This window comes from Phyllobacterium zundukense (assembly GCF_025452195.1).
GTDB lineage: Bacteria > Pseudomonadota > Alphaproteobacteria > Rhizobiales > Rhizobiaceae > Phyllobacterium > Phyllobacterium zundukense_A.
On the sequence record NZ_CP104972.1, the window covers coordinates 128197 to 155071 of the forward strand.

General features: G+C 55.9%; 23 protein-coding genes. 12 read left to right on the forward strand and 11 right to left on the reverse strand.

Features of this window, described 5'->3' with window-relative positions; genetic code table 11:
* Positions 1-146 precede the first annotated feature (146 nt).
* The 4 genes from N8E88_RS08040 to N8E88_RS08055 all read right to left on the reverse strand — a co-directional run bounded on the left by N8E88_RS08040 (position 147) and on the right by N8E88_RS08055 (position 4469).
* On the reverse strand, positions 147-1484 hold the full coding sequence (locus tag N8E88_RS08040; protein WP_262292056.1) for an ABC transporter substrate-binding protein: 1338 nt from the start codon (positions 1482-1484) through the stop codon (positions 147-149).
* Positions 1485-1501: 17 nt separating this feature from the next.
* A complete protein-coding gene (locus tag N8E88_RS08045; protein WP_262292057.1) occupies positions 1502-2362 on the reverse strand; it encodes a carbohydrate ABC transporter permease in 861 nt (286 codons plus the stop codon).
* The gene (locus N8E88_RS08050) at positions 2359-3372 is read right to left on the reverse strand and encodes a carbohydrate ABC transporter permease (RefSeq protein WP_262292058.1); all 1014 of its coding nucleotides are present in this window, start codon (positions 3370-3372) and stop codon (positions 2359-2361) included. The genes N8E88_RS08045 and N8E88_RS08050 overlap by 4 nt, the downstream gene beginning before the upstream one ends.
* Before the next feature lie 92 nt (positions 3373-3464).
* Positions 3465-4469, reverse strand: a complete 1005-nt coding sequence (locus tag N8E88_RS08055; protein ID WP_410010573.1) for a LacI family DNA-binding transcriptional regulator — start codon at positions 4467-4469, stop codon at positions 3465-3467.
* Between the two features lie 329 nt (positions 4470-4798).
* On the opposite strand from N8E88_RS08055, the gene N8E88_RS08060 reads away from it, so the two are divergent.
* From N8E88_RS08060 to N8E88_RS08120, 12 genes are all read left to right on the forward strand, one after another.
* Positions 4799-5377: a winged helix-turn-helix domain-containing protein gene (locus N8E88_RS08060; protein ID WP_262292060.1), complete on the forward strand. Its 579-nt coding sequence runs from the start codon at positions 4799-4801 to the stop codon at positions 5375-5377.
* Positions 5378-6436: 1059 nt separating this feature from the next.
* Positions 6437-6784, forward strand: coding sequence for a hypothetical protein (locus N8E88_RS08065; protein ID WP_262292061.1), 348 nt, complete (start codon positions 6437-6439; stop codon positions 6782-6784).
* Positions 6785-6955: 171 nt separating this feature from the next.
* Positions 6956-7096: a hypothetical protein gene (locus N8E88_RS08070; protein WP_181872633.1), complete on the forward strand. Its 141-nt coding sequence runs from the start codon at positions 6956-6958 to the stop codon at positions 7094-7096.
* Between the two features lie 1187 nt (positions 7097-8283).
* Entirely contained in the window at positions 8284-8601 is a 318-nt protein-coding gene (locus N8E88_RS08080; protein ID WP_262292062.1) for a hypothetical protein, read from the forward strand.
* A 232-nt stretch (positions 8602-8833) separates the two neighbouring features.
* Positions 8834-9346 (forward strand): isoprenylcysteine carboxyl methyltransferase family protein, encoded by a 513-nt coding sequence (locus N8E88_RS08085; RefSeq protein ID WP_262292063.1) that lies wholly within the window; start codon positions 8834-8836, stop codon positions 9344-9346.
* Positions 9347-9863: 517 nt separating this feature from the next.
* On the forward strand, positions 9864-10169 hold the full coding sequence (locus tag N8E88_RS08090) for a hypothetical protein (RefSeq protein WP_262292064.1): 306 nt from the start codon (positions 9864-9866) through the stop codon (positions 10167-10169).
* A 761-nt stretch (positions 10170-10930) separates the two neighbouring features.
* Positions 10931-11662, forward strand: a complete 732-nt coding sequence (locus N8E88_RS08095; RefSeq protein WP_262292065.1) for a FadR/GntR family transcriptional regulator — start codon at positions 10931-10933, stop codon at positions 11660-11662.
* A gap of 104 nt (positions 11663-11766) precedes the next feature.
* Entirely contained in the window at positions 11767-13275 is a 1509-nt protein-coding gene (locus N8E88_RS08100; RefSeq protein WP_262292066.1) for an ABC transporter substrate-binding protein, read from the forward strand.
* A gap of 77 nt (positions 13276-13352) precedes the next feature.
* The gene (locus N8E88_RS08105; RefSeq protein WP_262292067.1) at positions 13353-14300 is read left to right on the forward strand and encodes an ABC transporter permease; all 948 of its coding nucleotides are present in this window, start codon (positions 13353-13355) and stop codon (positions 14298-14300) included.
* Positions 14297-15175, forward strand: a complete 879-nt coding sequence (locus tag N8E88_RS08110) for an ABC transporter permease (protein ID WP_262292068.1) — start codon at positions 14297-14299, stop codon at positions 15173-15175. The genes N8E88_RS08105 and N8E88_RS08110 overlap by 4 nt, the downstream gene beginning before the upstream one ends.
* 21 nt (positions 15176-15196) lie before the next feature.
* Positions 15197-16984: a gamma-glutamyltransferase family protein gene (locus N8E88_RS08115; protein ID WP_262292069.1), complete on the forward strand. Its 1788-nt coding sequence runs from the start codon at positions 15197-15199 to the stop codon at positions 16982-16984.
* Positions 16985-16990: 6 nt separating this feature from the next.
* Complete coding sequence (locus N8E88_RS08120) at positions 16991-18850, forward strand: ABC transporter ATP-binding protein (RefSeq protein ID WP_262292070.1); 1860 nt, start codon at positions 16991-16993, stop codon at positions 18848-18850.
* Positions 18851-18901: 51 nt separating this feature from the next.
* Here N8E88_RS08120 and N8E88_RS08125 read toward each other — a convergent pair whose 3' ends face one another.
* The 7 genes from N8E88_RS08125 to N8E88_RS08155 form a co-directional block, all read right to left on the reverse strand.
* Complete coding sequence (locus tag N8E88_RS08125; RefSeq protein ID WP_262292071.1) at positions 18902-20584, reverse strand: ABC transporter ATP-binding protein; 1683 nt, start codon at positions 20582-20584, stop codon at positions 18902-18904.
* Positions 20581-21525 (reverse strand): acetamidase/formamidase family protein, encoded by a 945-nt coding sequence (locus N8E88_RS08130; protein WP_114430683.1) that lies wholly within the window; start codon positions 21523-21525, stop codon positions 20581-20583. Before N8E88_RS08130 ends, N8E88_RS08125 begins: the two co-directional genes overlap by 4 nt.
* Before the next feature lie 69 nt (positions 21526-21594).
* Positions 21595-23214, reverse strand: coding sequence for an ABC transporter substrate-binding protein (locus tag N8E88_RS08135; protein WP_262292072.1), 1620 nt, complete (start codon positions 23212-23214; stop codon positions 21595-21597).
* Between the two features lie 27 nt (positions 23215-23241).
* Entirely contained in the window at positions 23242-24162 is a 921-nt protein-coding gene (locus N8E88_RS08140; RefSeq protein WP_262292073.1) for an ABC transporter permease, read from the reverse strand.
* A gap of 1 nt (position 24163) precedes the next feature.
* On the reverse strand, positions 24164-25012 hold the full coding sequence (locus N8E88_RS08145) for an ABC transporter permease (protein WP_262292074.1): 849 nt from the start codon (positions 25010-25012) through the stop codon (positions 24164-24166).
* Positions 25012-25593 (reverse strand): ANTAR domain-containing response regulator, encoded by a 582-nt coding sequence (locus N8E88_RS08150; RefSeq protein ID WP_262292075.1) that lies wholly within the window; start codon positions 25591-25593, stop codon positions 25012-25014. Before N8E88_RS08150 ends, N8E88_RS08145 begins: the two co-directional genes overlap by 1 nt.
* The gene (locus tag N8E88_RS08155) at positions 25590-26723 is read right to left on the reverse strand and encodes a transporter substrate-binding domain-containing protein (RefSeq protein ID WP_262292076.1); all 1134 of its coding nucleotides are present in this window, start codon (positions 26721-26723) and stop codon (positions 25590-25592) included. Before N8E88_RS08155 ends, N8E88_RS08150 begins: the two co-directional genes overlap by 4 nt.
* Positions 26724-26875: the final 152 nt, after the last annotated feature.

Consider the following 26875-nt stretch of genomic DNA (forward strand, 5'->3'; position numbering starts at 1 on the left):
ATAATTGTTAAGGCGATGTTGGCGTCACCAGCGGTACCCTCGCATCGGCGCCAGAGCAGTAAAACCGGGTGAGCTCTTCGGAATATGCGATCAAACGGTTATTCTGGGATGAACGAATTTCGGCGCGGATGGCTGTCGACGCCAGATCATAACCGAATGCGATCGAATTTGCGTCTCCAGCCATCGGCGACGGTCAACATCGCAACTCTGGCTGTCGTTTGCCCTTGCAGTGTGCTTGAAATAGCAGCGCGCAGATCAAGTTCAAGTGAGCCCCAATGTGCGTCATTCGGGTTGGCCTCAGCCGTCTTCATCTGCTCGGCGGCTGCCGCGGTCCAGCCGTAGGCTTCGACAATTTCCGGATCGGTCAAAACGGACAGCCGAGCGGAGGCGTTCCCCTTTTCCATTGATCGACGGGCCCATTGCTTGCTTGTGACGTGCTGAACGAATTCGAAAGCCCATCCCTTATTTTTTGACGCTGATGGAACAGCGAACGACCATATGAAAAATGGACTCTTGCTCTCTTCAGCTCTCCGGGCGCCTGGCACGACAGCCCAAGCCCATCGTCCGGCTGTTTTGGAGGCCTTTGACTTGTTGAGTGGAGTGCCTGAGGCATTCAGCGTGATAGCCATGGCGTATCGGTCATTCTGCCCGTTCGCGATAATCTCGTCCCATTCCCACGTCACCGCCTCTGGATGCATGACCCTGCGCTTTGTCATCAACTTCCCATAATACTCCAATGCACCGATGGATTCTTCGGTGTCGATCATGATCTTCCTCGTTTTCAGATCGTAGAACGAACCGCCAGAGGATAACAGGAACGGACAAAAGTGATTGCTGATCGCCGGCCCTTGCCGTGCACATGTTCCAACGCCGTACCGCAAAGGTGCACCTGTCCTTGTCAGAGCATCGGCAGCGGACTGAAATTCGGCGAATGTAGAAGGCGCACTCGAAAAGCCTGCCGCCTCGAGCAATTCCTTTTGATAGTGGAGTATGTATACAGTTGCTCGATAGGGTATACCGCATAGTTTACCATCGACGGACACTGCATCGAGTGTTCGCGGGGCAAAATCATCCATGTCGAAATCAGATGCGTATTTTCCGCCAGCGGATGCCAGCAAATGATTATGATCATCAACATAGGGGTGCATCCATCCAACCATCGAGGAACCCATCTGCACGATGTCGAAGCTCGTGGGTCCTTGACCCGACATTTCAGCTCGACATCGTATGACAAGCGCATCCAACGGTAACTGCACATACTCGACATCGATACCCGTATCTTTTTTAAAGGCGGGGATTGCGTCCTGCAGGATTGTGCCTTTCCAGGGCGCGCTATCACCTAGGACAACGAGCTTGGCTGGCTTGTCGCCCAGCGCGGCGCGGGCCGTCCTTGGAGAGCCGAGCGCGGCAAGATTGATGCCGGCCAAAGTCGATCCGAGCAGCGTGCGTCGACTGATCAGGCCTGCCTTCCTCGACCGGGACATGGTTTCCTCCATCACCGTTACGCGACCCTAGCATCATTTATCGAACCTGACGACAGGCCAGAAACAAGGTGTCTTTGGGCAATGAGCGAGAATACAATCACCGGCAGAAGCACCAAAATACCAGACGCTGCGATAGCGCCCCAATCTGTCCCCGTCTCGCTACCTGCATAAGTGCTCAGGAGAACGGGGGCTGTTCGCGTTGCATTGTTGGTAAGAATCGCTGCGAAAATGAAGTCATTCCACGCGAGAAGCATCGACAAGATGGCCGCGGTCGTGATTCCGGGTTTCGCCAAAGGCAGGGCAACCCTGAGGAAAGCGCCAGCGCGAGAAGCACCGTCCATATAGGCAGCTTCCTCGAGATCCCGGGGAACAGTTTTGAAGAAGTCACGCGTAACCCAAACGATGATAGGAAGACTGAACGTCGTATAGGCCAGGACGAGGCTTATCCTCGTGTTGATCAATCCCCCGAAACTGAACATCACATATAGTGGCAAAAGCGCCGCGATCGGCGGCAGCATCCGCATGACCAGAAGCGAGAAGAAGATGAGTTTGCGCCCGGGAAAGCGGTACCGGGCAATGGTGTAGGCCGCAGGTATGCCAGCAAACAAAGATACGAGGACTGTCGAAGTTGTTACTAAAAAGCTGTTCCAGAAGGAAATCAGAAAATTCTTCTCAGACAGGACCGTGAAGTAGTTCTCCAGAGTCGGCTGCCAAAGGAAAAGTGGCGGTGTCGTGAAGATTTGCTCCCTCGTTTTCAGCGATAGTCCTAGGACCCATAGCAGTGGCAGCATGAAGATCACAAGAAAGCAGATCAGCGAGCCGTACAAAAAGACGTAATAAAATCCGGTCCTCCAGGACAGGCGCGGCGAGAAACTCATTGGTCGTGTTCCTTTCGACGCATAGTTGCGATCAGAATCAGGCAGACCGTGAGTACGATCAGGAGCATGACCCATGACGCGGCTGAAGCCAGCGTGAGATCGAAGCTGAAGAAGGAGGTTTGGTACACATAAATAGAAAGCACCAACGTCGCGTTGGCTGGCCCGCCTGCCGTCATTACGTAGACGTTATCAAAGGCCCTGAACTCAAAGATCGTTCGTAGGAGCAACGCCACGAGCAAGTAGGGCGATAAGAGCGGCAAAGTTACATGGCGGAACAGTGCGATCTTTGTTGCGCCATCAATCGTTGCCGCTTCCACGACCTCTTTCGGCAAGGACTGCAGGCCTGCCAAAAGAAGAAGGGCTACGAACGGCGCATTCTGCCACACGCTCACGCCGCCCACTGTGATGAGCGCGAGCGTCGGGTCTCCGAGCCAGATAATTGGCGAGCCCACGAGATAGTCGACAAGGCCATAGGTAGGATCGAGAAGGAGCTTCCAGCAAAGCGCAGCGACGATAGGAGTAACCATCATCGGGACGATCAACGCTATTCGAAAGAAGCGGATGTATGGAAGATCTTGATTGAGAAGCATAGCGATTGCTAGACCAACCAGAATTTCGAGGCAGACCGTTGCAGCAGTATAGCCAAGCGTCAGGCAAAGGCTTGCGACGAAGACCGGATCTGCAAACAGGTCACGATAGTTGCGCAGGCCCACAAAGTCAGCTGCCAAAACGGGTTCGTCGATTGACCAGGCAGCGAAGCTCATGATCAATGACAGCAATAGCGGAAAACCAAATACTGCGGAGCTAAGGGCTACGGTTGGAAATATAGTTAACGGAATGAACCAAAAGTCAGCTAATTTAGCAATTTGCGCCAGGTAATTCCGTCCCCGAAAACCCGCATTGGAAGCCGAAATGGCGCTCCCGTGGTGTCGATCATGGTGCCTCATACCCGCCCCCTCACGCCCTTGGCTGCCACGCGGCCGCTCGCAGTCGGGCTTCTTCCCCGCCATAAGTGAGACATAGTTTCGCCGATTAATTTTGGAGTGTCTTCTTATTAATTGTGATCAGGTGGAATCACTCTGGCAGAGACTGGAGCCACCTTTTATTTTCGCTGCCACGGCAGCAGCGAAGCCGGACCTGTCGACTCACGTATGATCAGTTCCGGCACAAGATTTATGCGTAAAGGAGGGACGGCTCGAAAGCGGGGATTCGATACCCTGTCAACAATGCAACGGGTCATTGCTGCTCCCCATTCGACATGAGGTGTTCGTATTGTCGTCAAGCGGGGCGCAACTTGCGAGGCCGATATGAAATCGTTGAAGCCAACCACCGAAACATCTTCAGGTACACGAATTCCAAGCAGGGCCAGTTCCGATATGACACTCACGGCTATGCCGTCATGAGCACAAAATAGTGCGGACGGTTTGCCACCCGCATCCATATAGTCAAGTAGCGGCTTGCGCAGCCCCGCTTGTTCATCAAAGACAAGATCATCTACAGTTCCGTCAAATTCCTTTGCTCCGTCGCACAATCCCCGAAATCTTTCGGCCCGTCCTAACAACCTTGCGTCTCCATGGACGAATGCGAACTTGCGATGCCCTAGCGTCGCCAGGTAGCGCGCTATCGTAATACCAGCTTCCCAGTCTGTACCCGAGACTTGATCTATATGCTCCAGCGGAGCGGCGTATCCTGAGCAAACCACCGGAAGGTTGGATTGACTCGCGATTCCGGAGAGCTCGTCGGGGTAGGGTACGGCAAGGATGAGCCCTACTACGGCCTCATCTATCGGCCCGTCGAAGAGGCTATGGGCCTGCTTTGGAATGACGGTAAAGCCATAAGCCTCGGCTTCCTGTTCCGCCCCAAGGAGGATGTTTGACCACAGCTCCGTGCTCACACGATCAATCTCCTGGCGCAGAAACCAAATCTGTCCTCGGTTTTGCGCCTGCTCGGTCACAAGGGGATAACCCATCTCCCTGGCGGCGTCTTCCACTCTTCGCCGTGTGCCTTCCCCGACGCCTGGTTTGCCGGACAGGGCTCTCGAAACCGAAAATTTCGAAATGCCGAGTGCGTCGGCAAGGTCCTGTAACGTAACGCGTTTTCTCGCCATTTACCTTGCGCCTGCCTAGCAACATTGCTGGAATCTACCTATCAAACTTGCGTATTTAGCGCAATAGATTGCGCAACCTGTTTTGTTATGTTAGGGTTGTTTCTGCAAGTTCGAAGTCGTTCGTATCATTATGCAGATTGAGCAATCTATTAGCGCCACCTGAGACGTCGCACTCTGTTGCAAGAGACGCGACAGAAAAGGTAGCACCTCGAAGCAAAATCCCTGCGGGACAGTCTCGACTGCAATCCTGGCAGCTCGCCCAAAGGCGACCTGTTGATGCCCTGCCGTGAATGCGAACCGCTTTTGCGAAGAAAAAGGAGACCGGAGCAATGACGCACAATTCTGCCATCAATTCGTCTAAAAGCGGTTCGGCAGATAACGTTTTCGTTTTTGGTCCATTCCAACTTTCCGCGCACCAGAGGCTTCTTCAGCAAAACGGGACGCCGATTTCCATCAGTAGCCGCGCGCTCGAAATATTGATGGCCCTCCTCGAGCGACCGGGCGAAGTCGTTTCCCACAAACAATTAATCAATCGCGCATGGCCCAACGTTGTGGTGGAGGACACGAATTTGCGCGTGCACATCGCAAGTCTGAGAAAAGCGTTGGGGGACTCGAAGACAGGACCCCGTTACATAATGAGTGTTCCTGGACGGGGGTATTGTTTTGTTGCGAAGGTTAGCCTGATGAATTCACTTGGCTCCGTCGACTGGCCAGATTTACGCCTGCCGCGCCTATCCGATGCGCAGCCAGCGGATGCGCTGATCTTTGCAGAAGGACAGGTGCAATTAGGTGTTCAACTGTTGCGTAGCGCTCTGGCGACGCTGCAGGGCCAGCGGCCTGATATAATGGCCGGCGAACTATCTGCGCATTGGCTGACGGTTCAATCGGGTGCGGGCAAAACGAACTAGCCCTCAGCGCCGGAATTTCGCTGCCACGCCTCATGTCTGAATGAGCTTGCCGACAATTCCCCCGGCGATCGTTGCCCTCCCTCGCGGTCGCCTTCTTGGGCAGCAGTGCTGAAACCGGCCTGCTGCCCCTTTCTTATCAACCTGCCTCTCTCCTATCCCGAATGTCTTCTCGGCCAGCATGATCCGGGCGCACGTAAGGCGACTGGTTACGGTGCTCACCGGTACCGCAAAGACGGCTGAGACACGGGGATAAATCCGCCCTGATTTGGCCTTCGTCCGTCATAGGTTCCTTAAAGAGGAGGCGGCCGTTCTCAAGTCGGAGTGGTTACCCGTCTCTTTGACACGATATGCGTTCTCAATTCTCCGGAATTTCAGCTAGACGCAGGCACTCCATCGCCCGCGGTTCCCGCGTCTATATCAGAGAGCAATCTACGATCAGCTTAGTACAGGGCGAATATATCACCGGTCGCAAATGTCAGCGTCACGATGGCGGCCGAACCGACTAGGAACAGCATGAGCCAAATTGCATCCAGCTTCTCCATAGCATCAAATCCTTGTCCCGGGGAATCGGATGGTCGAGTAGTCAGGACATCATTCCCGTGCAGCTTCTATTCTGCCTGCAGTATTACAGAGCGCTCTTGAATACTCCATGATATTAAGGTGCAGGCGACTAACGCGTTGGTTTGGCCGATTCATACTTAGGTTTATGAAGCTCAAAACTGACCGGAGCCGCTGACAGTCGAGAAGCCTTCAATTCCTGGTACGGCGAGATCGCACCGCATCAGAAATGAAAGATTCGAAAGACCGACGCGAGAAGAATAAAGCTACGTTCGAGGACCGGCAGTAAAGTGGTGTAATGCTTTCCTCGGGGAACGCAAATCGATAACGTTTATGTGAAAGTACCGTGACATAATATACTGCCGTATGATCAGAAAAACCCGGCCCTCAAGGACTCGCAACCACAGGTCATAAACGAATAAACCAAGGTATAATACTCCGAACGACTTGCTGCATCTATATTAGGTTAGCTTCAACCTGGAAGCTTTCAAGGAGTGAATTATGAGAAGATCAGCAACAATTCTAATAATAACCGCTCTTGGTGCAATGGTAGCGGTCGGCTCAGCAACTGAATCGATGGCTCATGGCGGCGGTGGTCATGGCTTTGCCGGTGGTCATGGCTTTGCCGGTGATCGCGGCGACATCGGCGGTGTCCGCGGTGGTGGCGTTTTTGGTCGTGGTGGCATTGTCAACAGCGCTCATGGGCTGGCCATGGACCACAGCCGTTTTGCCGACCGCAGGGATCACTTCAGGCGCTTTCGTCATGACGACTATTACTGGGGTCCATACTATTCCTGCGAGTATCCGTTCCGCTGGAACGCCCCATTCTATTACGAATATTGCCAGTAAACCATTGCAGGCTCTTCGGTTCCGTGCGCCCGGAGCGACTGGGATCACGGAGCCGAACGCCAAGAGTGGATAGGTCCGGATGACACGGCCACCATCCTTTCTGCTGGCGACTCTGTATGAGCTTTTTTGTTCAGGCCGATATGCCTAAATGCACTTTCAATGGAGGCTCAAATGCCTAAATTCATCAATCGCCCTCTTCACGACCATATGCCACACATCGATTTGGCCGAGATCATTCTTGCTGCGGCCGTTATTGGTTCGATCGCTCTCGCAGTTGGCTTCGACTGGATATACAGAGCCTTGCCCAGTTGAATTCATTCTCGCCTGCGCCAGCCTTTCCTTGGCCCAAGCGCCAGGGCTCGATGCGAAGCAATAATGGCAATCCCTTTTGTACATGATGAATGCCAGCTCGATTCCAGATAGGAGCGAACTGGCGTTGTAGCAATTCGCGCGGAATGGTCCACCAATGATCCGGTTGCAGCGAAGCTGGACAGCTGCCTTCCAAATCCTGAGTATTAGATCAGATCGCGACGCATGCGAAGAAAAACAATCCGGCAGCGCCGTCTTCACTCTTCAGGCAGACATCGCCATCCGATTGGTCCGACTGTCATCAATCGTGATATAATCCGGTCGTCCATGAAGCGCCAAAGCCTTGCGAATAGGTTGCGTGGTCATCGGTTCACCGATGAGAGTGGCAGCTGGCGGTTTTCGACCATCGTTCCATTATCAGGTGAAAGTCCAAAAGCCAGGCGGGAGCGTCTTGACGACCCATCTGCATTTTCCGGGCGAGCCCTTCAACGAACGCGATCGAATCTTTGATGAGCGGTTTTCGCTCCAAATCCGCGACACGGTTGACGGAAAAATTCGGTCGCTTCGACTTCATCGTGTAAGGCGTGTCGTCCCAGCCGGAATGAGCATTTAGCCGACGGATAAGGGAAATCCCGTCGCGACGTTCGGCCGAGTCGTTGAGGTCGCGAAAAAGCTGGTCGAAGGTATTGATGGAGAAGTTTGGTCTTATGTCCGCTCTGACGTCACCCTTCGGTCTTGGTTCACCATCAATGTCAAACCAAAGTATGACTTAGTCAAACCAGCGCATTATTCACCCACGCGTGTGTATGATGGAGCATCCATCGCCGTCTGGCTACTGTCAGATAAAACGGAATCGCGCATGAATGGTGGCCATGCGCATCAGTCCCTTACTCGACCACCCTACTCAGCACGCAATGTCTTCGGTATCCGCTGACGGGATGGGCAAGAGCCGTTCGAGCAACATCATCCTCATAGCCGCTACCGCTCCTACATTTCTTACACACGACAGTTCTCTGCGAGCGTTGCGCTTCAGGGACCTCTGCAGGAGGATCAAAGTTTTGGGCGGTCTCACACAAACGCGAATTGCTGTTGCGGCGTGTGCCTATGAAGCACAACGTCCCGCATCCGAAGCGAAATGCACACTACGATGCCGGGCTTGCGTTTTCGCAATCGTTTTCGGTGTCCAGGCGATGTTCCCATTGGGGCTTGTTACGACCGCACGCGCAGGTCCCTGCACCAAGGAGATCGAGGCCGTCCAGATCCAGGTCGATACCGTACTGGAAGCGACGGCAGGCGCTGGCCCTACACTTCCCGAGAGTCAATCTGCGGGGCTCCATCATGAACCTACGCCCCAGTCGATCGCACGTGCGGAGGCGGAAGCCGGTGAAGGTGCGCAGGGCGAACAAGCCGTGGGGGCACTCGCCCGCGCGCGCTCAGCAGACGAGGCTGGTGACACACACCTTTGCCATGCTGCACTCATCGACGCACAGCGCGCAATTGCGCGCTAGGCTCGATCAATCAATGACGAATATCGCAGACCAGATCGTTGAACCTGACGCGGTCGCACCGACCGCAGCTGAACAAATGCTTATTCAGGCCGCACCCTATATCGCGACAACCGTCTTGCCAATCGATTATCACACCCTTGGAGAAAGACCTGATGTCGCTTATAGACCGGCTGATCAGATGCGATGATTCGACGATCAGAACGAACCGGCTTTGAACGCGCAAGGGGCTGCGATGCTTATTCTGTTTATCACTCTTGCTGTTATATTTCGGGTGGCGACGCTGCTCATTTCAATCAGCAATGAGCGGAAACTGAAAGCTGGCGGCGGCACGGAAATTGGCAAGACCAACTCAAACATTCTGGCTGTCGCGCATGTTGCATTTTATCTGTGTGCGATCACCGAATACGCGGTCTCTGACCACACCATAGACGCCGTCACTTTGCTCGGGCTGGTCATCTATCTTGCTGGTGCAATATTCCTGATAGTGGTGATTGTAAGCCTTGGTCCACAGTGGACAGTCAAACTCATCATCGCTCGAAACCACATACTGGTTACGTCCTGGCTGTTTCGTCTTGTCAGGCATCCGAATTATTACCTGAACATCATTCCGGAGCTCATCGGATTTGCGCTCACGCTGCATGCGTTTTGGACGCTCGTTGTAGGCCTGCCGCTCTATCTGATCCCGCTTTTCATTCGAATTGGGCAGGAGGAAAAAGCCATGCGTGCTCACTTCCCCCAGTACTGATCGTACGATAGTGTCCCCAAGACTTTTTCCGCGAGCCAGTTCCCGGACCGCTTAGGTTTCCCAACTGTATACAGACCGGGCCCGTATTGATAAACGTTCGTTTGAAATGCCGATAATAAGCAAATTTCGGACATTTCGATTGTTGCGTAAATGTCTACAAACCAGATCAAAGTGTTGGATTAAAATAGTTATTTCAATGACTGCGCTGAATCGAGCGGTGGAGCGCACAAGTTTGGCGCAATTCGCATGGTATCTCGCATCTTTGTACAAACTGTCGCATGTTCAACTTAGCTGTACGTTAAAGATCCGAGTGAGCTACTTGCGCAGCGCTGTGAACCCCACCCCCATACGTCCGACGTAATTGTCTACAAGCGAGTAGACCGCCAAGCGGCAAAGTTGCATAGATGTGAAGCTGCAATATGTGGCGAATTCGCAGGATGGCTGTGAAAAAGTTTGAGTTGACGCCTTTCAATGGTGAGGCGACACTTGCAAGCCATAGTGATGCAAGAGGAAAACGATGGACGACCCAAACCGCTGGCGCCAAATGGCGCGCGCGCCAAAAGACGGCAGTCGAATCCTTGTAACGATCCGCTCATCCGAACAGGGGCCGGCAGAAGTTGATCTTGCTTATTGGTCTAATGGCGACCAGTTCGGTGCCGAAGGTTGGCGCGCCTCTGATTCGTCACCCGGCCGCATCGTCGAATATGCCGAGCCGGAATTAAAATGCTGGATGCCGATGCCCTCAGCCAATCTGGATCGTACTTCCATGCCGCCACCTTGGGAAGGCGACGACACCAAGCACCTCGACGGTTCCGGAATTTAAGCGTCGCGTCGATGCGATGGCTGCTTTGCGCCCTATTTCGGTCGTGAGGTCAGTGTTGCCACCGCCTGAAAGCAGACATTGCCGACGACCACGCTGAGGTCGGCCAATTGCAGTCATTCATTGATGTCCGCCTTTGCGCTAAAAGCGGACTCTATCTGGTATAGTCCCTCCCATATCGAACCGCTGCACTTTCGAGATTTTATGATCCATCGGACATTCGCCAGAATGGGCGTTTGATTTCGATGGGTTGGCGAAGAGGATCGCGAGCCTTTACTCTGTCGCGGACGAGCGCAACAAGTCCACCTTGACAGCCGGACGTGCGGTGCAGATGGCCATCGCCGTCAAAATCGACAAAGTACGACGATGTCGACACGGTATCGACATCTAAACGGTTGCCACACCGATCGAGCAGAACCGGTGCAGATCTAATTCCCTTTGCGCCCATTCCGCTCGTACGGTCTGCATCGGGTAACCACCGCTGTTGTAACCTCCCTTGGTAGCGGCAATCGTAGCCCCACCGTAACTTCCTCGCCCCCCGAAGCAGCATGGTCGTTACCAATACCGCTAGCGCGTCCATTCTGGCCAGTGCGTGGCCCACTCGGGCTTCTGCCTGGACCGGCGCCAGCACAAGGGACGGTCGCCGGAATGCTCGACTGCACAGAAATTGGGCAAAATCGAATATGCTCAAAAAACACCTTGACGAAGTTCTAAAAATGACTTCGACTGAACCAATATCACAATTGGTTCGAACCATTACCCGCATGGCAACTAATCAGTCCCAGGAAAATTCAAACTATGCGCTCGAGCGCCTGCGCGGTCTCTTGGCGTCTGATCAACTCGATAGTGATGGAAAATTACCCACCGAACGGGCGCTGGCGCTCATGTTCAGAGTGAGCCGCCGTTCTATACGGCGTGCGCTGGAAGTATTGGCAGCCGAGGGTCAGATCTGGCGTCGCCAAGGCTCAGGCACCTATGCCGGCCGCCAGCAGGATGACTGGGCCGATCACGTCGAAACGATCGTTGCTGGTACGAATTTCATGGAGATCATGGAGGTCCGCCTCAGGATAGAGCCGCAGCTGGCACAACTTGCAGCAATGCGTGCCAAGAAGGATGAGATAACCCGCATGCGGGAACTCGCGCTGAAGATACGCGAAAGCGACGACTCCGATTCGCGTGAGCTGTGGGACGGCGCCCTGCATCGGCAAATCGCCCAGAGTGCCGGTAACCAGTTTTTTCTGACGATCTTCGATGTGATCAACAGAGTTCGCCAGGACGAGGCCTGGCGACTTATTCGCGAAAAAGCGCGCAGCGCCAACGACACCCTGTCGGTCTCTCACGCTCAACACGCAACACTCATCGATGCAATCGCTGCACATGATCCAGCAAAAGCGGGCGAAGCCATGCGTCAGCATCTTCTGATGCTGCAAGAACGGTTGATCCGCCAGACGTCAATGGACACCGCGGGAAAGGGTGTTCTGAGCGACGCATCATAGGAACGCGCTTTAAAGGCGCCGTCAGCAAAAGACCGAGAAAACAATCGGCATTTAATGTGGAACAAACGAGCGCATGCAACCGCTCACAATGAGGAGTTTAACGTATGAAAACGGCAAGATTTATTGCGACGCTTGTGGTGGGAGCGATTTTGGCGTGTCCAGCCTTTGCTACCGAGTTGAAAATCGGTCTCCAGGATGATGCTGATGTCCTTGACCCGGCTCAGTCACGAACCTTCGTTGGTCGCATCGTATACACGGCGCTGTGCGACAAGCTCGTCGATGTCAACCAGAAGCTCGACATCGTGCCGCAGCTTGCGACTGACTGGAAATGGTCGGAAGACGGTACGGAACTTGTCATGAACCTCCGCCAGGGCGTGACGTTCCACGACGGCACACCGTTCAACGCGGCAGCTGTCGTTGCCAATATCGAACGCTCGAAAACACTGCCGGAATCCCGCCGCAAGAGCGAACTCACCTCCGTCAAGACCGTCGAGGCGATCGGTGATTATCAGGTCAGGTTCACGCTGAACAGTCCGGACGTGACGCTTCTCGCCCAGCTTTCCGATCGCGCCGGCATGATGGTTTCGCCAAAAGCCGCCGCGGAAATGGGTGCGAATTTCGGCAACAAGCCGATATGTTCCGGGCCGTTCAAGTTTGTCGAACGCGTCCAGCAGGACCGCATCGTCCTTGAGAAGTTCCCGCAATACTGGAATGCCGCCAACGTCTTCATCGACAAGGTGACCTTCCTGCCAATTCCCGATACGACTGTTCGCCTCGCCAACCTCCAGTCGGGTGATCTGGACATGCTGGAACGGCTGGCCGCGAGTGATCTGGATGCGGTCAAGAGCGATTCCAGCCTGAATTATGCCGATACGATCAACATCGGCTACATGGCTCTTTACGCCAATATTGCCAATGGTCCGCGTGCCGATAATCCCTTCGGCAAGGACAAGAGGCTGCGGCAAGCATTTTCGCTCGCCATCGACCGTGAGGCCGTCAACCAGGTCGTCTATGAAGGGACGTCTGTCGCCGGTAACCAGCCCTATGCTCCGAACAGTCCCTGGTTCGACAAGGATATACCTGTGCCGGCTCGCGATGTCGAAAAGGCCAAGGCCTTGATGAAGGAAGCCGGGCACGAGAAACTCGACATCGAACTTCAGGTACCGAACAACCCGGTTGCAATGCAGATGATGCAGATTATCCAGTCGATGGTCGCGGAAGCCGGTTTCAATGTCACGCTGAAGGCAACGGAATTCGCAACGCTATTGTCGGAGCAGACCGCAGGCAACTACCAGCTCAGCCGTTCCGACTGGTCCGGCCGTGTCGATCCGGACGGCAACCTGCATCAGTTCGTCACCTGCAAGGGCGGCATCAACGATGTGAAATATTGCAATCCGGAAGTAGACACTCTTCTCAACGATGCCCGCAAATCGACTGACAATGCGGTGCGCAAGCAAAAGTACGACGCCGCTGCCAAGATCCTGAACGACGATATGCCGGTCATCTATCTCGGCCATCAGTCCTACATCTGGGCGTTCAAGAAGGGCGTAACAGGCTTTGTGCCCTATCCGGACGGAATGATCCGTCTGCAGGGCGTGAAGAAGAGCGGCTAGTCAAATCGGTACCGCGAGGCTGCAGTGTCTCTTGCAGCCTCGCTTGAATGCCGATCAACACGTCAGGATTGCAGGCCATGTACACTTACATCGGAAAGCGGCTGTTGCTCGCCATACCGACTTTGATCATCATATCGATCTTTGCGTTCTCCCTGCAAAAGCTTCTGCCAGGCGATCCAATCCTGGCGATGGCGGGTGAGGAGCGGGACCCGCAGGTGATCGAATTCCTGCGTGACAAGTATCGTCTGAACGATCCCGTGGTCTATCAGTATTTCTATTGGGTTGGCGCAGTGGTCCAGGGTGATTTCGGCATTTCCCTGCGGACCAACCAGCCGGTGCTTTCATTGATTGCGGAAAAGCTTCCGGTCACGATCCAGCTTGCGATCATGGCAATGATATTCGCGCTCGCCATCGGCGTTCCTATCGGCATCCTGGCGGCCGTCAAGAAGAACACATGGATCGACTACATCGCCAATATCGTTGCGCTATCAGGTCTATCGGTGCCGAATTTCTGGATGGGGATCATGCTCATCCTTCTTGTCTCCGTCAAACTGGGCTGGCTTCCCGCCTCGGGTTATGAGCCGTTTTTCGACAATCCGGTACGGTCCCTGCAAACAATGATCATGCCGGCCTTCGTTCTAGGGTTGGCGCTTGCGGCAACCCTGATGCGGCATACGCGGTCATCCATGCTCAGCGTATTACGTTCCGACTACATTCGAACGGCGAGAGCCAAAGGCGTTTCGGAAAAGGCGGTCATCCTGCAGCATAGTTTTCGCAATGCGCTTCTGCCGATCGTCACGCTCACCGCCCTTCTCTTCGGAGAGCTGCTTGCAGGCGCGGTCCTTACGGAGCAAATTTTCACCATTCCCGGCTTTGGCAAGCTCATCGTCGATGCTGTTTTCAACCGCGATTATGCGGTGGTCCAGGGCGTTGTTCTGTGTACGGCGATCGGCTTCATCCTGATGAATCTCGTCGCTGATGTGCTCTACGTCCTGCTCAATCCCAGAATGAGGGCGGCGCTATGACGATGCTGCAACAAACCCTGCAGATAGCCCCCCAGAACGTGCGTTCCGGCAACCGTGCCTGGAGAAAGCTCAAGGCCAACAAAAGCGCCGTCGTGGGGCTGGTCATCATTATTTTTTTCGTGACTCTTGCCGTCATTGCGCCGCTGCTGCCTATCGCCGATCCCATGGCCACAAGCTGGTCGGCAATCCGCAAGGCGCCATCGGCGGCACATTGGCTGGGGACGGATGACATCGGCCGCGACATTCTCTCCCGCATGATCTGGGGTGCCCGGGCATCGCTGATGGCGGGCGTCTTCTCGGTCGGCATCGCAGTGGCCATTGGCGTTCCTCTCGGCCTGATATCCGGCTATTTCGGTGGGTGGGTCGATATGATCATTTCCCGCGTCACCGAGGCCTTCCTCGCTATGCCATTTCTCATTATGGCGATCGCGCTCGCTGCCTTTCTCGGGCCAAGCCTGTTCAATGCGATGATTGCAATCGGTCTGTCGGCGATGCCGCTTTTCGTGCGTTTGACCCGCGGTCAGGTCCTCAGCGTGAAGACAGAAGATTATGTGGAGGGCGCCCGGTCCATCGGTCTTAGTCACTACCAGATCATTACACGTTACATCCTGCCGAATGTCTTCTCGCCGCTTCTGGTTCAGGCAAGTCTGACAATCGCGACCGCAATCATCGCCGAAGCCAGCCTGTCGTTTCTGGGCCTGGGGCAGCAGCCCCCTGCTCCGAGCTGGGGCTCGATGCTCAACGTGGCAAAAAACTTCCTGTCGCAAGCCCCATGGATGGCAATGTGGCCAGGTGCTGCAATCTTCCTGGTCGTTATCGGCTTCAATCTTCTTGGTGACGGTTTGCGCGACGCCCTCGATCCGCGCGAAGCATGAATATTCAAAAAGGAAACTTCTATGACTGCATTTACGACTCGGCCCGAAATCCTGGGGACATTCGGCGTCGTCACCTCAACGCACTGGATCGCTTCCGCCGTCGGGATGAGTATCCTGGAAAAGGGCGGCAACGCATTCGATGCTGCCGTTGCAACAGGTTTCACGCTCCAGATCGTCGAACCACATTTGAATGGTCCCGGTGGCGACATGCCGGCCATCATCTATTCGAAGAGAAAGGACAAGGTCGAGGTCCTTTGCGCGCAGGGACCGGCCCCCGCGGGTGCTACGATCGGCCACTACAAGGGTGAAGGACTTGACCTCATCCCCGGTGATGGATTGTTGGCCACTGTTATTCCCGGATCATTCGACGGCTGGATGCTCATGCTTCGCGACTATGGCACGCTTTCCGTTCGCGATGTTCTTGAGCCGGCTATCTATTATGCTGCAAGCGGTCACCCCGTTCTTCCGCGTGTGGCGGCCACCATCGATGGATTGAGCCGGTTCTTTCGCAAGGAGTGGCCGACATCCTTTGAAACCTGGTTGCCTGGCGGCAGTGCACCCGAGCCTTATTCCAATTTCAGGAATCCGGTCCTTGCCGAAACCTGGAAGCGCATCATTGCCGAAGCCGAAACCAGGAAAAATCGCGAAGACCAGATCGACGCGGCGCGCAATGCCTTCTATCGCGGTTTCGTTGCCGAAAAGATCGCCGATTACCTGAAAAACGCCGAGGTCATGGATGCAAGCGGCAATCGGCACAAGGCCGTGCTCACGGCCGATGACATGGCGAAGTGGAAGGCGAGCGTCGAAATACCCCAAACTTACGACTATCACGGCTGGACCATCGCCAAGACAGGCCTCTGGGGCCAGGGGCCGGTACTCCTGCAATCGCTCGCCCTTCTGAAGGATTTCGATCTCGCGTCCATGGATCCGAACGGCGCCGACTTCATCCATACGGTGATAGAAGCCATGAAGCTCGGATATGCCGACCGGGAAGTCTACTACGGCGACCCGGCATTCTGTGATGTTCCGATGCAGCATCTCCTGTCCGACACTTACAACGATGAGCGTCGAAAGCTGATATCCGCTGAGACTTCAATGGAGCTTCGGCCTGGCACAATCGCGGGCTTCGAACCGCAATATGATCTGACGATAGCCATGCTGGCTGGCATGAGTTCGACGAAAGGTCCCGTCTACGAGCCGACGATGGCGCATCTATCGGAAAAGCGCGGCGATACGGTCCATATCGATGTCATCGACCGCGAGGGGAACATGGTGTCCGTCACGCCGTCCGGCGGCTGGTTGCAATCGTCGCCCACCATTCCCGGCCTCGGCTTCTGCCTGAACTCCCGCGCCCAGATGTTTTGGCTGAGCGAGGGTCTGCCGACGTCGCTTACTCCGGGCAAGCGACCGCGCACCACCCTCACCCCGACGATTGCGCTCTTTGAGGGCCGACCAGCCATGGCATTTGGCACGCCCGGCGGCGACCAGCAGGATCAATGGCAGCTTCCGTTTTTCCTGCGCCACGTCCACCACGGAATGAATCTTCAGGCGGCGATCGACCAGCCGCTGTTCCATACGACACATTTTCCCAGCAGCTTCTATCCCCGCACCAGTCAGCCGGGCAACATCACCGTTGAGGCCGGTGTGGGAGCGGAGGTACTCGACGCACTGCGCCGGAAGGGTCACGAAATCACTGTGGCCGATCCCTGGACGGTGGGGCGTATGACCGCCGCCAAGCGCGATGCAGACGGTTTATTACGCGCTGCAGCTACACCCAGATTGATGCAAGCCTATGCAGTAGGACGGTAGCCGACGATGACGAACACCCTAGCAGCCACTGTTCCGGAAAATACTACCAACACTGCCAGGCCCAAGCCTGTCCTGTCGGTTGAAGGACTGTCCACGTCGTTCAGCGTTGATGGTGATTGGAAAAACGTGGTGCGCGACGTGTCGTTTGACGTCATGCCCGGCGAGACTGTTGCCATCGTTGGCGAGTCCGGTTCGGGCAAGAGCGTCACCTCACTCTCCATCATGCGGCTCCTCGCCAAGGGTACGAGCCGCATCAATGGCAAGATCATGCTGAACGGCAAGGATCTTCTGTCGCTTACGGACAGGCAGATGCGCGATGTACGCGGCAATGACGCGTCGATGATCTTTCAGGAACCGATGACCAGCCTCAACCCGATTTTCACGATCGGCCGGCAAATATCGGAAGCTTTGACTTGCCACAGCAATCTGTCGCAGGCCGACGCGCGTGCCGAAACGATACGGCTCCTGGAAAAAGTGCGCATCCCCAACGCCTCATCACGGTTCGACGAATATCCGCACCAGTTTTCCGGCGGTATGCGCCAGCGTGTGATGATCGCCATGGCCCTCGCCAGCCGGCCAAAACTTCTCATTGCCGATGAGCCTACAACGGCGCTGGATGTAACAATTCAGGGCCAGATTCTCGATCTGATCAAGGTTTTGCAGGAAGAGGAAGGTATGGCCGTTCTCTTCATCACCCATGATATGGGCGTGGTCGCGGAGATTTCCGACCGCACAATTGTTATGTATCGCGGTGAGGCGGTCGAGAGCGGCCCGACCGACGATATCTTCCATCGCGGCAAACACCCGTATACGCGCGCCCTGCTTTCCGCCGTACCGCGATTGGGTTCGATGAAGGACAGCCGTTGGCCGCTGCGGTTTCCGATCGTCGATATTGCCACAGGCGTTTCCACCGTCCCGACCGAAGTCGCAGATACAGTCGACAAGCGCAAGACACCCATCCTTGAAGTCAAGAACCTCACGACCCGCTTCGATATCCGCTCCGGTCTGTTCGGGCGCAAGTCGGGTGCCATCCACGCAGTGGAAAACGTCTCCTTCGATCTGTTCCAGGGCGAAACGCTCGCCCTCGTCGGCGAGTCCGGCTGCGGAAAATCCACAACCGGCCGCTCGATCACCCGGCTGGTGCAACCCGACAGTGGCGAGGTTTACCTCGACGGCTACAATGTACTCACTCTGGACCAGGCGAGCCTGCGCAATATGCGCAAGAGCATCCAGATGATCTTCCAGGACCCTTTCGCCAGCCTCAATCCACGCATGAGTGTCGGCGCAACGATCGCCGAACCCTTCATTGCCCACAGGCTTGGAACCAAGAAACAAGCGCAGGACAAAACCGTCGACCTGCTCGAACGTGTCGGTTTGACCGCGGATATGATGAAACGCTATCCGCATGAGTTCTCCGGTGGCCAACGTCAACGTATCGCCATCGCGCGTGCGCTCGCTCTTGATCCAAAGGTCATCGTTGCCGACGAGTCCGTCTCTGCACTCGACGTTTCCATCAAGGCGCAGGTGGTCAATCTGCTGCTTGATCTGCAACAGAGCTTCAATCTGGCATTCCTGTTCATTTCCCACGATATGGCCGTGGTCGAGCGCGTTAGCCACCGGGTCGCCGTCATGTACCTTGGTGAAATCGTTGAAATTGGCCCGCGCGCCGCGGTGTTCGAAAATCCCCAGCACGACTATACGAAAAAACTGATAGCTGCGGTGCCCGTGCCCGATCCCGCGCGCCGCGCGATCAAGCGCGACGTTGCGACCGATGAACTGAAAAACCCTGTGCGGTCCGTCGACTATTTGCCGCCGGTCCGCAAATATTGTGAGGTGTCGAATGGACACCTCGTTCAAGTCGGGTGACGAAATCGATAGCCAACTAATCGGAATACCGCGCAAGCAGCATCGTTCAATTCAGATTATCTGGCGGGCACGCGGGTCGGGAATGGGAACGGCAGCCATCAGCGCGCGGGTGTATTCGTCCTTTGGCGATTCGAAAACCTCGCGCCGCGTGCCCATCTCGACTATCCGGCCTGCTCTCATGACGGCGACATTATGCGACATACGCTCAATCACGGCCATGTCATGCGAGATGAAGAGGTAGGCCAACCCCATCGTTTCCTGCAATTCGAGCATCAGATCGAGAACGCGAGCCCGCACCGAAACATCGAGCGCAGCCACGCTCTCGTCTGCAACGATGAGCTTTGGCTCCAAGGCAAGAGCGCGCGCAATGCAGATGCGCTGGCGCTGACCGCCGGAAAACTCGTGTGGATAGCGGCTGGCGGCGTCAGCCTGCAGGCCGACACGGCGGAGCAGTTCGGCGATACGATCGTCTCGCTCGCCCTTGTCGGCGAGACCGTGAATGATCAGTGGTTCTGCTATCGCAGCGCCCACAGCCATACGCGGGTCCAGCGAAGCATAAGGGTCCTGAAAGATCATCTGCGCCGAGCGTCGGATGGGCTGCATCTGGCGTGCGCTCAGCCCGCCAATATTCTTTCCATCGATCACCACATCACCCGTGAATGGGATCAGGCCGAGCACGGCCTTGCCGGTCGTCGATTTGCCCGAGCCGCTTTCACCAACAAGGCCGAGCGTTTCGCCCGGACGAAGCTCGAATGATACATCTGTAACAGCGGAAACAGGTGGCTTGCCCTTGAACAGCCAACGCGTCGGACTTCCATAAGTAACGTTGAGATTGCGCGCAAGGAGGACTGGCGAACGGTCTGGCACCTTCCCGCGCGCAATTTCAGAACCGACGCGCGGTGGTCCGTCCGTCCCCGCATGGGCACCAAGGCGAGGGACGGCGGCAAGCAACTGTCGCGTGTAGAGCTTCGTCGGACGGTCGAAGACCGTCATGGCACTGCCTTGTTCAATGATCCGCCCGTTCTGCATGATCGCAACACGGTCGGCCATCTCGGCGACCACGCCCATATCATGGGTGATCAGGATGATCGACGCCCCGAATTCCTGCTTCATTTCCCGCATCAGTTTGAGGATCTGCGCCTGTACGGTGACATCGAGCGCTGTCGTCGGCTCGTCGGCAATCAGGACCTTCGGTCTGCACGAAAGAGCCATCGCTATCATGACCCGTTGGCGCATGCCACCGGAGAGTTCGTGCGGATATTGCGTCAGGCGGCGGCCGGGCTCGGTGATGTGGACTGCGTCGAGCATTTGCCGGGCTATCGCTTCAGCCTTGCCGCTTTCGGCCGCCTGATGCTCGCGGATCGCTTCGATGAGTTGTGTTCCGATTGAAAGCACAGGATTGAGCGACGTCATCGGTTCCTGAAAAACCATGGCTATATCGCCGCCGCGTACGCTCCGCATTGCACGATCGGATAGCTTGGTCAGCTCGCGATCGCCGAGCTTGATGCTGCCTGATGCAATCTGCAGCGATGCCTTGGGTAATAGTTGCATGATTGACAGCGACGTTACGGATTTACCAGATCCCGACTCCCCGGCGATACACAAGGTCTCGCCGGGATTGAGATTAAAGCTAACGTCCTGAAGAACACGCCGCCTGCCTTCCGGCGTGCGGGCGTCCACACACAGATCTCGTACTGACAGGACTGGCACGGATGCTGGTGTAACCAATTTCACGCGAACACGATCCTCGGGAAGTAGAACGAAACCACCCAGTTGGGCGCGTCAACGATCTCGCTGATCCGCAGATCGCCACAAACCGAGCAGAGCAGGTAGGCATCGATCGGGCTCATACCGTGCTCAACCCCGAGCAGATCGATCATACGCATAAGGCTTTCGCGTGCGCCCGTCATAAGATCAGGCCCAACACCTGTCGTCACCTCATAGCCCGCACCATCGAGATGGCGGGTGACCGGCTGTGTCGTCGTAAACCTTGGACTTTTCAGCCGGGCGTCCTTAACGAGTTCGATAGTGGCTTCGACCTCCATCTGGCTTTCGATGGCCGTGCCGCAAACTTCGCCATCGCCCTGCGCCGCATGTGTGTCGCCAATGGAAAACAGCGCGCCTTCGACTTCCACCGGAAGATAAAGCGTTACGCCCGCCGTCAGATCGCGGATATCCATATTGCCACCGACCTGCCGCGGTGGCACCACCGAGTGCAATCCCGGTTCCGCAGGAGCAACACCGATTGTACCGGCAAAGGGCTTCAGGGGAACGCGTCCGCCCGGACCATAAAGCGAAGGTGTCATGGCGACGGGGTCATAAGTCCACATATGCAAAGCCGGTTCTGCAAACTGATCCGCAAGCAGGCCGAATCCCGGAATATTAGCCGTCCAGCCGACGCCTGAAGGCACGAAGCGGCGAAGTGTGACCTTTAGCGCATCACCGGGTTTGGCACCCTCCACGTAGACCGGGCCCGTAACAGGATTGATCTTGCCGAAGTCGAGATTGGAAAGGGTTTCAAGCGTCGCACCCTTGCCGAGTTGCCCACCGGAGGAGTCCAGACATTCGAAATGGATTGTCTCGCCGGCCTTGGCGACAAGAGCAGGCTCGAAGTCGCGGTTCCAGCCGAAATGATGTCTCGCACGATGGATGGTGTGGGTGCAGGCAACGCACATGGCAGCTCTCCAGAAAATTGAATATCATTCCCCGGGACTTTTTACGCCCCGGGGATCACACGAAGGCGATTACTGCTTCACGTAGATGGCGTCGTAGTTGATGACGCGGGTTGGATCGATATAGATATTGTCGGCACCGCCCATGCGCACCGACTTGGCAACGACGCGCCGCTCGTTGATAAGCGGAATCCACGGAGCATCGGCCATGATGTCTGTGAATATCTTGCCCCATGTAGCCGAGCGTTCGGCCACCTTAGCCGGATCAGACATCGAATCCGCAGCAACCGCCCGTTTGTCGATATCCTGATTGCAATACCAGGACCAATTCCAGCCACCGGCTACAGCGCCGGAGCAGCCGAGGATTGGTCCGTAGAAATTCGACGGGTCCGGAAAGTCCGCGATCCAGGCCATGCCGCCAGACCAGATCATGGGTGCTTCACCCTCGGTCCCGCCTGCAGCGATAACGTTCGCTTGCGCCAGCGCGCGAACTTCCGCCTTCACGCCGACAGCCGCCAAATCCTGCTGAATCGCCTGCGCTATACGCGGCTGTGGATCTGTGTTGGTGGAGTAGAGCACGGTTTCGAAACCGGTCGGGAACCCTGCCTCCGCCAGCAGCGCTTTGGCCTTTTCAACGTCATAGGCATAGCCGGTAAAGCTCTTGTCATAGCCCGGCATTAGTGGCGGAAGCGGCTGGTTCGCCGCCGTCGCACGGCCGTTCAGGATACGCGTAATGCGATCCTTGTTGATTGCCATGTTGAGCGCTTGGCGAACCTTAAGATTGTCGAGGGGCTTTACCTTCGTGTTCAACGTAATGTAGCCGGTTTGAAGTTGTTGGCCATCGACGATCATCTTCGGACCATCGGCAGAGTTCTTGATCTCGAGAAACTTTGCCGGAGGTATGCCATCGCCGGCGATGTCGACTTCGCCCTTTTGCAGGCGAAGGAGTGCCACGAGCGGCTCCTGACCGACCTCGACCGTGAATTTGTCGATATGCGGCATATCCTTGACGAAATAATCCGGATTGCGTTCAAAGACGAGGTGCTGACCAATTGTCCAATCCTTGAGAACAAAGGTGCCGGAGCCGACCGGCTTCTTGCCGAAATCGCCGCCCGCTGCCTCGACTGCTTCGTGCGGAACGACGGAAGCAAAATTGATTGCAAGGACGTGGAGGAAGGTCGCGTCAGGACGGGACAGGTGGAAGATGACAGTCGAGTCGTCCGGCGCCGCAATACCTTCCAATGTGGTCGTCTTGCCACCTGTGACGTCTTCATACCCCTTGATCGACCCGAAGAAACCAGCGCCGGGTCCTTGAGTCTTTGGATTTACAGCCCGCTCGATTGAATATTTCACGTCGGAGGCCACGACTTCGCGGCCGTTTGTAAACTTCACACCCTTGCGAAGCTTGAACGTGTAAGTGAGGCCATCATCCGAAACCCCGAACGTCTCGGCGAGCGATGGAATCAGATTGGCCGTTCCTGGTTCATAATCCATCAGCCGGGAATAAAGGCTCTTGATCATCGACCAGTTGACCCAGTCGTAACCGATCGCTGGATCAAGGGTGGCGATGTCATCCTTATAGGTAACGATGATATCGCCGCCTTGTTGGGGCGTATCCTGTGCAAACGAAGGCAGTGGCGTGAGTGCCAGTACCGTCGCAATTGTTGTGTTTCTAAGCCAGCTTTTGAACATTTTGTTCCCCTTTTTGGTTGTTGGAATTCAGCGTGCACGAATGCGCGGATCGATAAGCGGTGCAATAATGTCCGCCACGAGATTGCCGAGAACGATGGCGAGCGCCGAAACGAGCGTCACGCCCATGATGATCGGGATGTCGACCTGCTGTATCGCCTGCCAGGCGAGTTGACCGATACCGGGCCATCCGTAAACGGCCTCGACAACCACAACGCCGCCCATGAACTGGCCGATATCGATTCCGATCATCGCAATGATGGGCAGCATGGCATTGGGAAGGGCGTGCCGGAGGATGATACGGGCCGACGATAGGCCTTTGGCCCGCGCGGTCCTGACGTAATCCTGATTGAGAACGTCGATCATGGCCGAGCGCACCATGCGGGCGTACCATCCCGCGCCAAGAATACCGAGCGTCGCCGCCGGCAAAACCACATGGGCTGGCGTGCCGAAACCGCTCATCGGGAACCAGCCAAGTGTCACTGCGAAAACATAAAGAAGAAGCAGGGCCACGACGAATTGGGGAGCGGAAACACCAACAAACGACGCCATCATGACAACCCTGTCGAACGCCCCGCCACGGCGTAGCGCTGCAATAATGCCGAACATGAGGCCAAGAACGACTTCGACCAGAATGCCCGCCGCCATCAAAACAAGTGTGGCTGGGATACGGGCCGCTATCAAAGATCCGACATCTGTCTTCTGCGCATAGGAGCGGCCAAGATCGCCCTGTACGATGCCCTGCAGATAGGTCCAGAACTGAACGAGGAGCGGTTGGTCAAGACCAAGTTCCCGGCGGATATTGGCAACCGTCTGCGCTGTCGCACTGCGGCCTGCAATCATGCGTGCCGGGTCAGCTGGCAGGGCATAAAGCAGCAGGAAGGTGATTGCCGCCACACCAAGCAAGATCAGAGCGGTTTGCACAAGGCGGCGCAGGACAAGGAGTGCCATATCAGCCACGCCCCCGCTGTGTCGGATCGAGAATGTCGCGCAACGCATCGCCGACGAGATTAAACGACAGCGCCGTTAAAAGAATAATTGCACCGGGGAAGAACACGAGCCAGGGAGCCGCTTGAAAATAGCTCTGGCTTTCGAAAATGATATTGCCCCAGGACGGCTGCGGTGGCTGCACCCCGATGCCCAGAAATGACAACGTCGCTTCCAGAAGCACGGTCGTTGCGATGCCAAGCGTACCCCAGACGATGGCTGTCGGCATCAGATGCGGGAGAATGTGCATGAACACAATGCGGAAATGTCCAGCACCGAGCGAACGCTCCGCGAGTATGAAATCCCGTTCGACCAGGCCTCGTGTCTCCGTATAGACGATGCGCGCCACCTGCACCCAGTTCACCAGCGCGATAACCATCGCGACGATCCACAGGCTGGGTCGAAGCAGTGCCGCGAGTACGATAGCGAGAAGAAGGGCGGGAAACGCCATCATCAAATCTGTGAAGCGCATGAGCAGCCCGCCAACGAAGCCGCGCAAATACCCAGAGAGAATGCCAATGAACAATCCGATCGCAACGGCGATTCCGTTGGCGACGAGACCGATGACCAAGGAAGTGCGAGCACCGAAAAGCAGCCGCGAAAACAGATCGCGCCCCAACGTATCTGTTCCAAGCAGAAACTGGTCGCTTGGCGGCATGGGAGCCCCTTCAAGCGTCAGCCCGTCGAACATCTGATTATCGGGACTATAGGGCGCGATAAGGGGCGCTGCGATTGCCATTGCCACAACCACCACAACGACGATGAGCCCGAAAAGCGCTGACGGCTGGCGCAACATGGCCTTCACTACGCGCATCAACCGGCCTCCGGCAGGGGTTCTGCGCCACCGACAATCGAGGCAGCGACCTGTTCCATCGGAAGCCTTTTCTGCATCGCGCAGTTGCGCAAGATGCTGTAGGCATGCTCTTCGTCAATCTGCCGGGCCACCATGATTTTCTGTACCGCGGCATGAACCAATGGGCGGAGGCGAATACGCTCTTCGAGGTGCAGCAGTCTGTTGCGAACCGCTTCACGCTCCTTGTGGATGCTCACTGCCATAACCAGTGCAGGATAGATCGCAGACGCAGTAATCGGCTTGGATATGATCGTGCAAGAACCGTTTTCCATTAGCCAGGCGATGCGGCCCGGCGCTTCCGATCCGAGAAGTGCGACAACTGGCCGGGGTGCGCTGGCGCCGCTCCAAGGCAGAAGGTCGCTCCATCCCTGATCCGCATCAACCAGAATTACGTCTGGCAGTTCGTCGGCATCGAGTGGAATCCATTGGACTGTCACGTGGAAACCCAACAGCTTCAACTGACGCGTCAGCCGCTCCGTCGTGGCGTCGGAACGGTGCAGGACGGTAACCCGCCAACCGGTGAAGTTCGGCGTCTCCTTCATGACACGATCCGCAATTTCGGTACTGAGCGCCTACGGCGTCCGGTCAGATAGGGGTCAGCTGCGATTGCAGGCTGCGAGGCGATGATATCGAAACCATTATCGGCGGTGATGCGGCCGAGATGAAATGGCAGCGCCGCATGATTGGTTTCGCCATCGATCCGAATAGTGCCATGTACTGTCGACAGGGGTGCTCCCGACAATCTGCGGCGAACGATTTGTGGCTCGTCCGTTCCTGCGGCCAGAATGGTTTCGCCGCACATTTTTACTGCGGAGTAGGCGCTGGCGAAGAAATTGGAAATGCGCCGCTCCGTCCCGAAGCGCTTTGCGAGGCGCGCCTTGAACGCCAGATTTTCGGGCGAATTAAGGCTGTCGAAGTACGAAGCTGCCGACAATTGTCCCGTAGCAACGCCGCGACCGACTTCGCCGAGTTCGCATTCCGTCAGATCGCAACTGACAACGGGGCAGTTCTCGGGCCTGAAGGCCGGGTCGCGATCTCCAAGCTGCTTGAAAGCTTTCAGGAAAGCATAGCTTGCCGGACCAATAAGATTACTGAGGACGAAACTTGGCCTGCGCTGTTCGATGTCATTGACGATGCGTTCAACCGCCGTTTCTTCGAACGGCAAATAGCGCTCGCCAAGAATCTCACCCTCCGACTCGTTGATCAGTTCACGCGAGAGCCTATTCATCTCCCAACCCCATACATAATTGGCGCCGACGAGGTAAGGCCGCTTGCCATAGCGAGGAAGGAGATACTCGAACAGGGGGATAAGATGCTGATTGGGACAAGCGCCGGTATAGATGACGTTCTCATTGGCTTCGAAGCCCTCATAGGGGCACATATACCAAAGCAGACCATCATGTTTTTCGACAAGCGGAATGACTTCCTTGCGCGCCAGAGACGTGATCGTTCCAACGATGTGGCGGCAACCGGAAGCGCGCAGCATTGAACGTGCGCCTTCGAGATATTCCGGGATTATGCCATGCGGATCGATGAAAATTGGCTGGATCAAATCGCCATGCGCAGCGCCCAACTCTTCCATCGCAAATTCGGCGCCCTCGCGGGATTCTCGCCCCATCGCGCCATAGGGTCCCGTAGTCGAATAAAGAATGCCGATTTTTACCGCGTCCATTAACCTGCCAATACGAAAAACCCCACGACGCTTGCTCCCATCTAAGACGGGGCGTCATGGGGCGAAACTGCCCGGCGACCATCGAAAGTCATGTGATTGCATGATTGCAGAAGCTATGCTCAATCTGCAGGCATGATTAAAATACGGGCAAG

Coding starts and splice junctions, on each gene's coding strand:
- N8E88_RS08040 (WP_262292056.1), bottom strand. CDS start 1,484: ATGTCCCGGTCGAGGAAGGCAGGCCTGATCAGTCGACGCACGCTGCTC.
- N8E88_RS08045 (WP_262292057.1), bottom strand. CDS start 2,362: ATGAGTTTCTCGCCGCGCCTGTCCTGGAGGACCGGATTTTATTACGTC.
- N8E88_RS08050 (WP_262292058.1), bottom strand. CDS start 3,372: ATGGCGGGGAAGAAGCCCGACTGCGAGCGGCCGCGTGGCAGCCAAGGG.
- N8E88_RS08055 (WP_410010573.1), bottom strand. CDS start 4,469: ATGGCGAGAAAACGCGTTACGTTACAGGACCTTGCCGACGCACTCGGC.
- N8E88_RS08060 (WP_262292060.1), top strand. CDS start 4,799: ATGACGCACAATTCTGCCATCAATTCGTCTAAAAGCGGTTCGGCAGAT.
- N8E88_RS08065 (WP_262292061.1), top strand. CDS start 6,437: ATGAGAAGATCAGCAACAATTCTAATAATAACCGCTCTTGGTGCAATG.
- N8E88_RS08070 (WP_181872633.1), top strand. CDS start 6,956: ATGCCTAAATTCATCAATCGCCCTCTTCACGACCATATGCCACACATC.
- N8E88_RS08080 (WP_262292062.1), top strand. CDS start 8,284: ATGTTCCCATTGGGGCTTGTTACGACCGCACGCGCAGGTCCCTGCACC.
- N8E88_RS08085 (WP_262292063.1), top strand. CDS start 8,834: ATGCTTATTCTGTTTATCACTCTTGCTGTTATATTTCGGGTGGCGACG.
- N8E88_RS08090 (WP_262292064.1), top strand. CDS start 9,864: ATGGACGACCCAAACCGCTGGCGCCAAATGGCGCGCGCGCCAAAAGAC.
- N8E88_RS08095 (WP_262292065.1), top strand. CDS start 10,931: ATGGCAACTAATCAGTCCCAGGAAAATTCAAACTATGCGCTCGAGCGC.
- N8E88_RS08100 (WP_262292066.1), top strand. CDS start 11,767: ATGAAAACGGCAAGATTTATTGCGACGCTTGTGGTGGGAGCGATTTTG.
- N8E88_RS08105 (WP_262292067.1), top strand. CDS start 13,353: ATGTACACTTACATCGGAAAGCGGCTGTTGCTCGCCATACCGACTTTG.
- N8E88_RS08110 (WP_262292068.1), top strand. CDS start 14,297: ATGACGATGCTGCAACAAACCCTGCAGATAGCCCCCCAGAACGTGCGT.
- N8E88_RS08115 (WP_262292069.1), top strand. CDS start 15,197: ATGACTGCATTTACGACTCGGCCCGAAATCCTGGGGACATTCGGCGTC.
- N8E88_RS08120 (WP_262292070.1), top strand. CDS start 16,991: ATGACGAACACCCTAGCAGCCACTGTTCCGGAAAATACTACCAACACT.
- N8E88_RS08130 (WP_114430683.1), bottom strand. CDS start 21,525: ATGTGCGTTGCCTGCACCCACACCATCCATCGTGCGAGACATCATTTC.
- N8E88_RS08135 (WP_262292072.1), bottom strand. CDS start 23,214: ATGTTCAAAAGCTGGCTTAGAAACACAACAATTGCGACGGTACTGGCA.
- N8E88_RS08140 (WP_262292073.1), bottom strand. CDS start 24,162: ATGGCACTCCTTGTCCTGCGCCGCCTTGTGCAAACCGCTCTGATCTTG.
- N8E88_RS08145 (WP_262292074.1), bottom strand. CDS start 25,012: ATGCGCGTAGTGAAGGCCATGTTGCGCCAGCCGTCAGCGCTTTTCGGG.
- N8E88_RS08150 (WP_262292075.1), bottom strand. CDS start 25,593: ATGAAGGAGACGCCGAACTTCACCGGTTGGCGGGTTACCGTCCTGCAC.
- N8E88_RS08155 (WP_262292076.1), bottom strand. CDS start 26,723: ATGGACGCGGTAAAAATCGGCATTCTTTATTCGACTACGGGACCCTAT.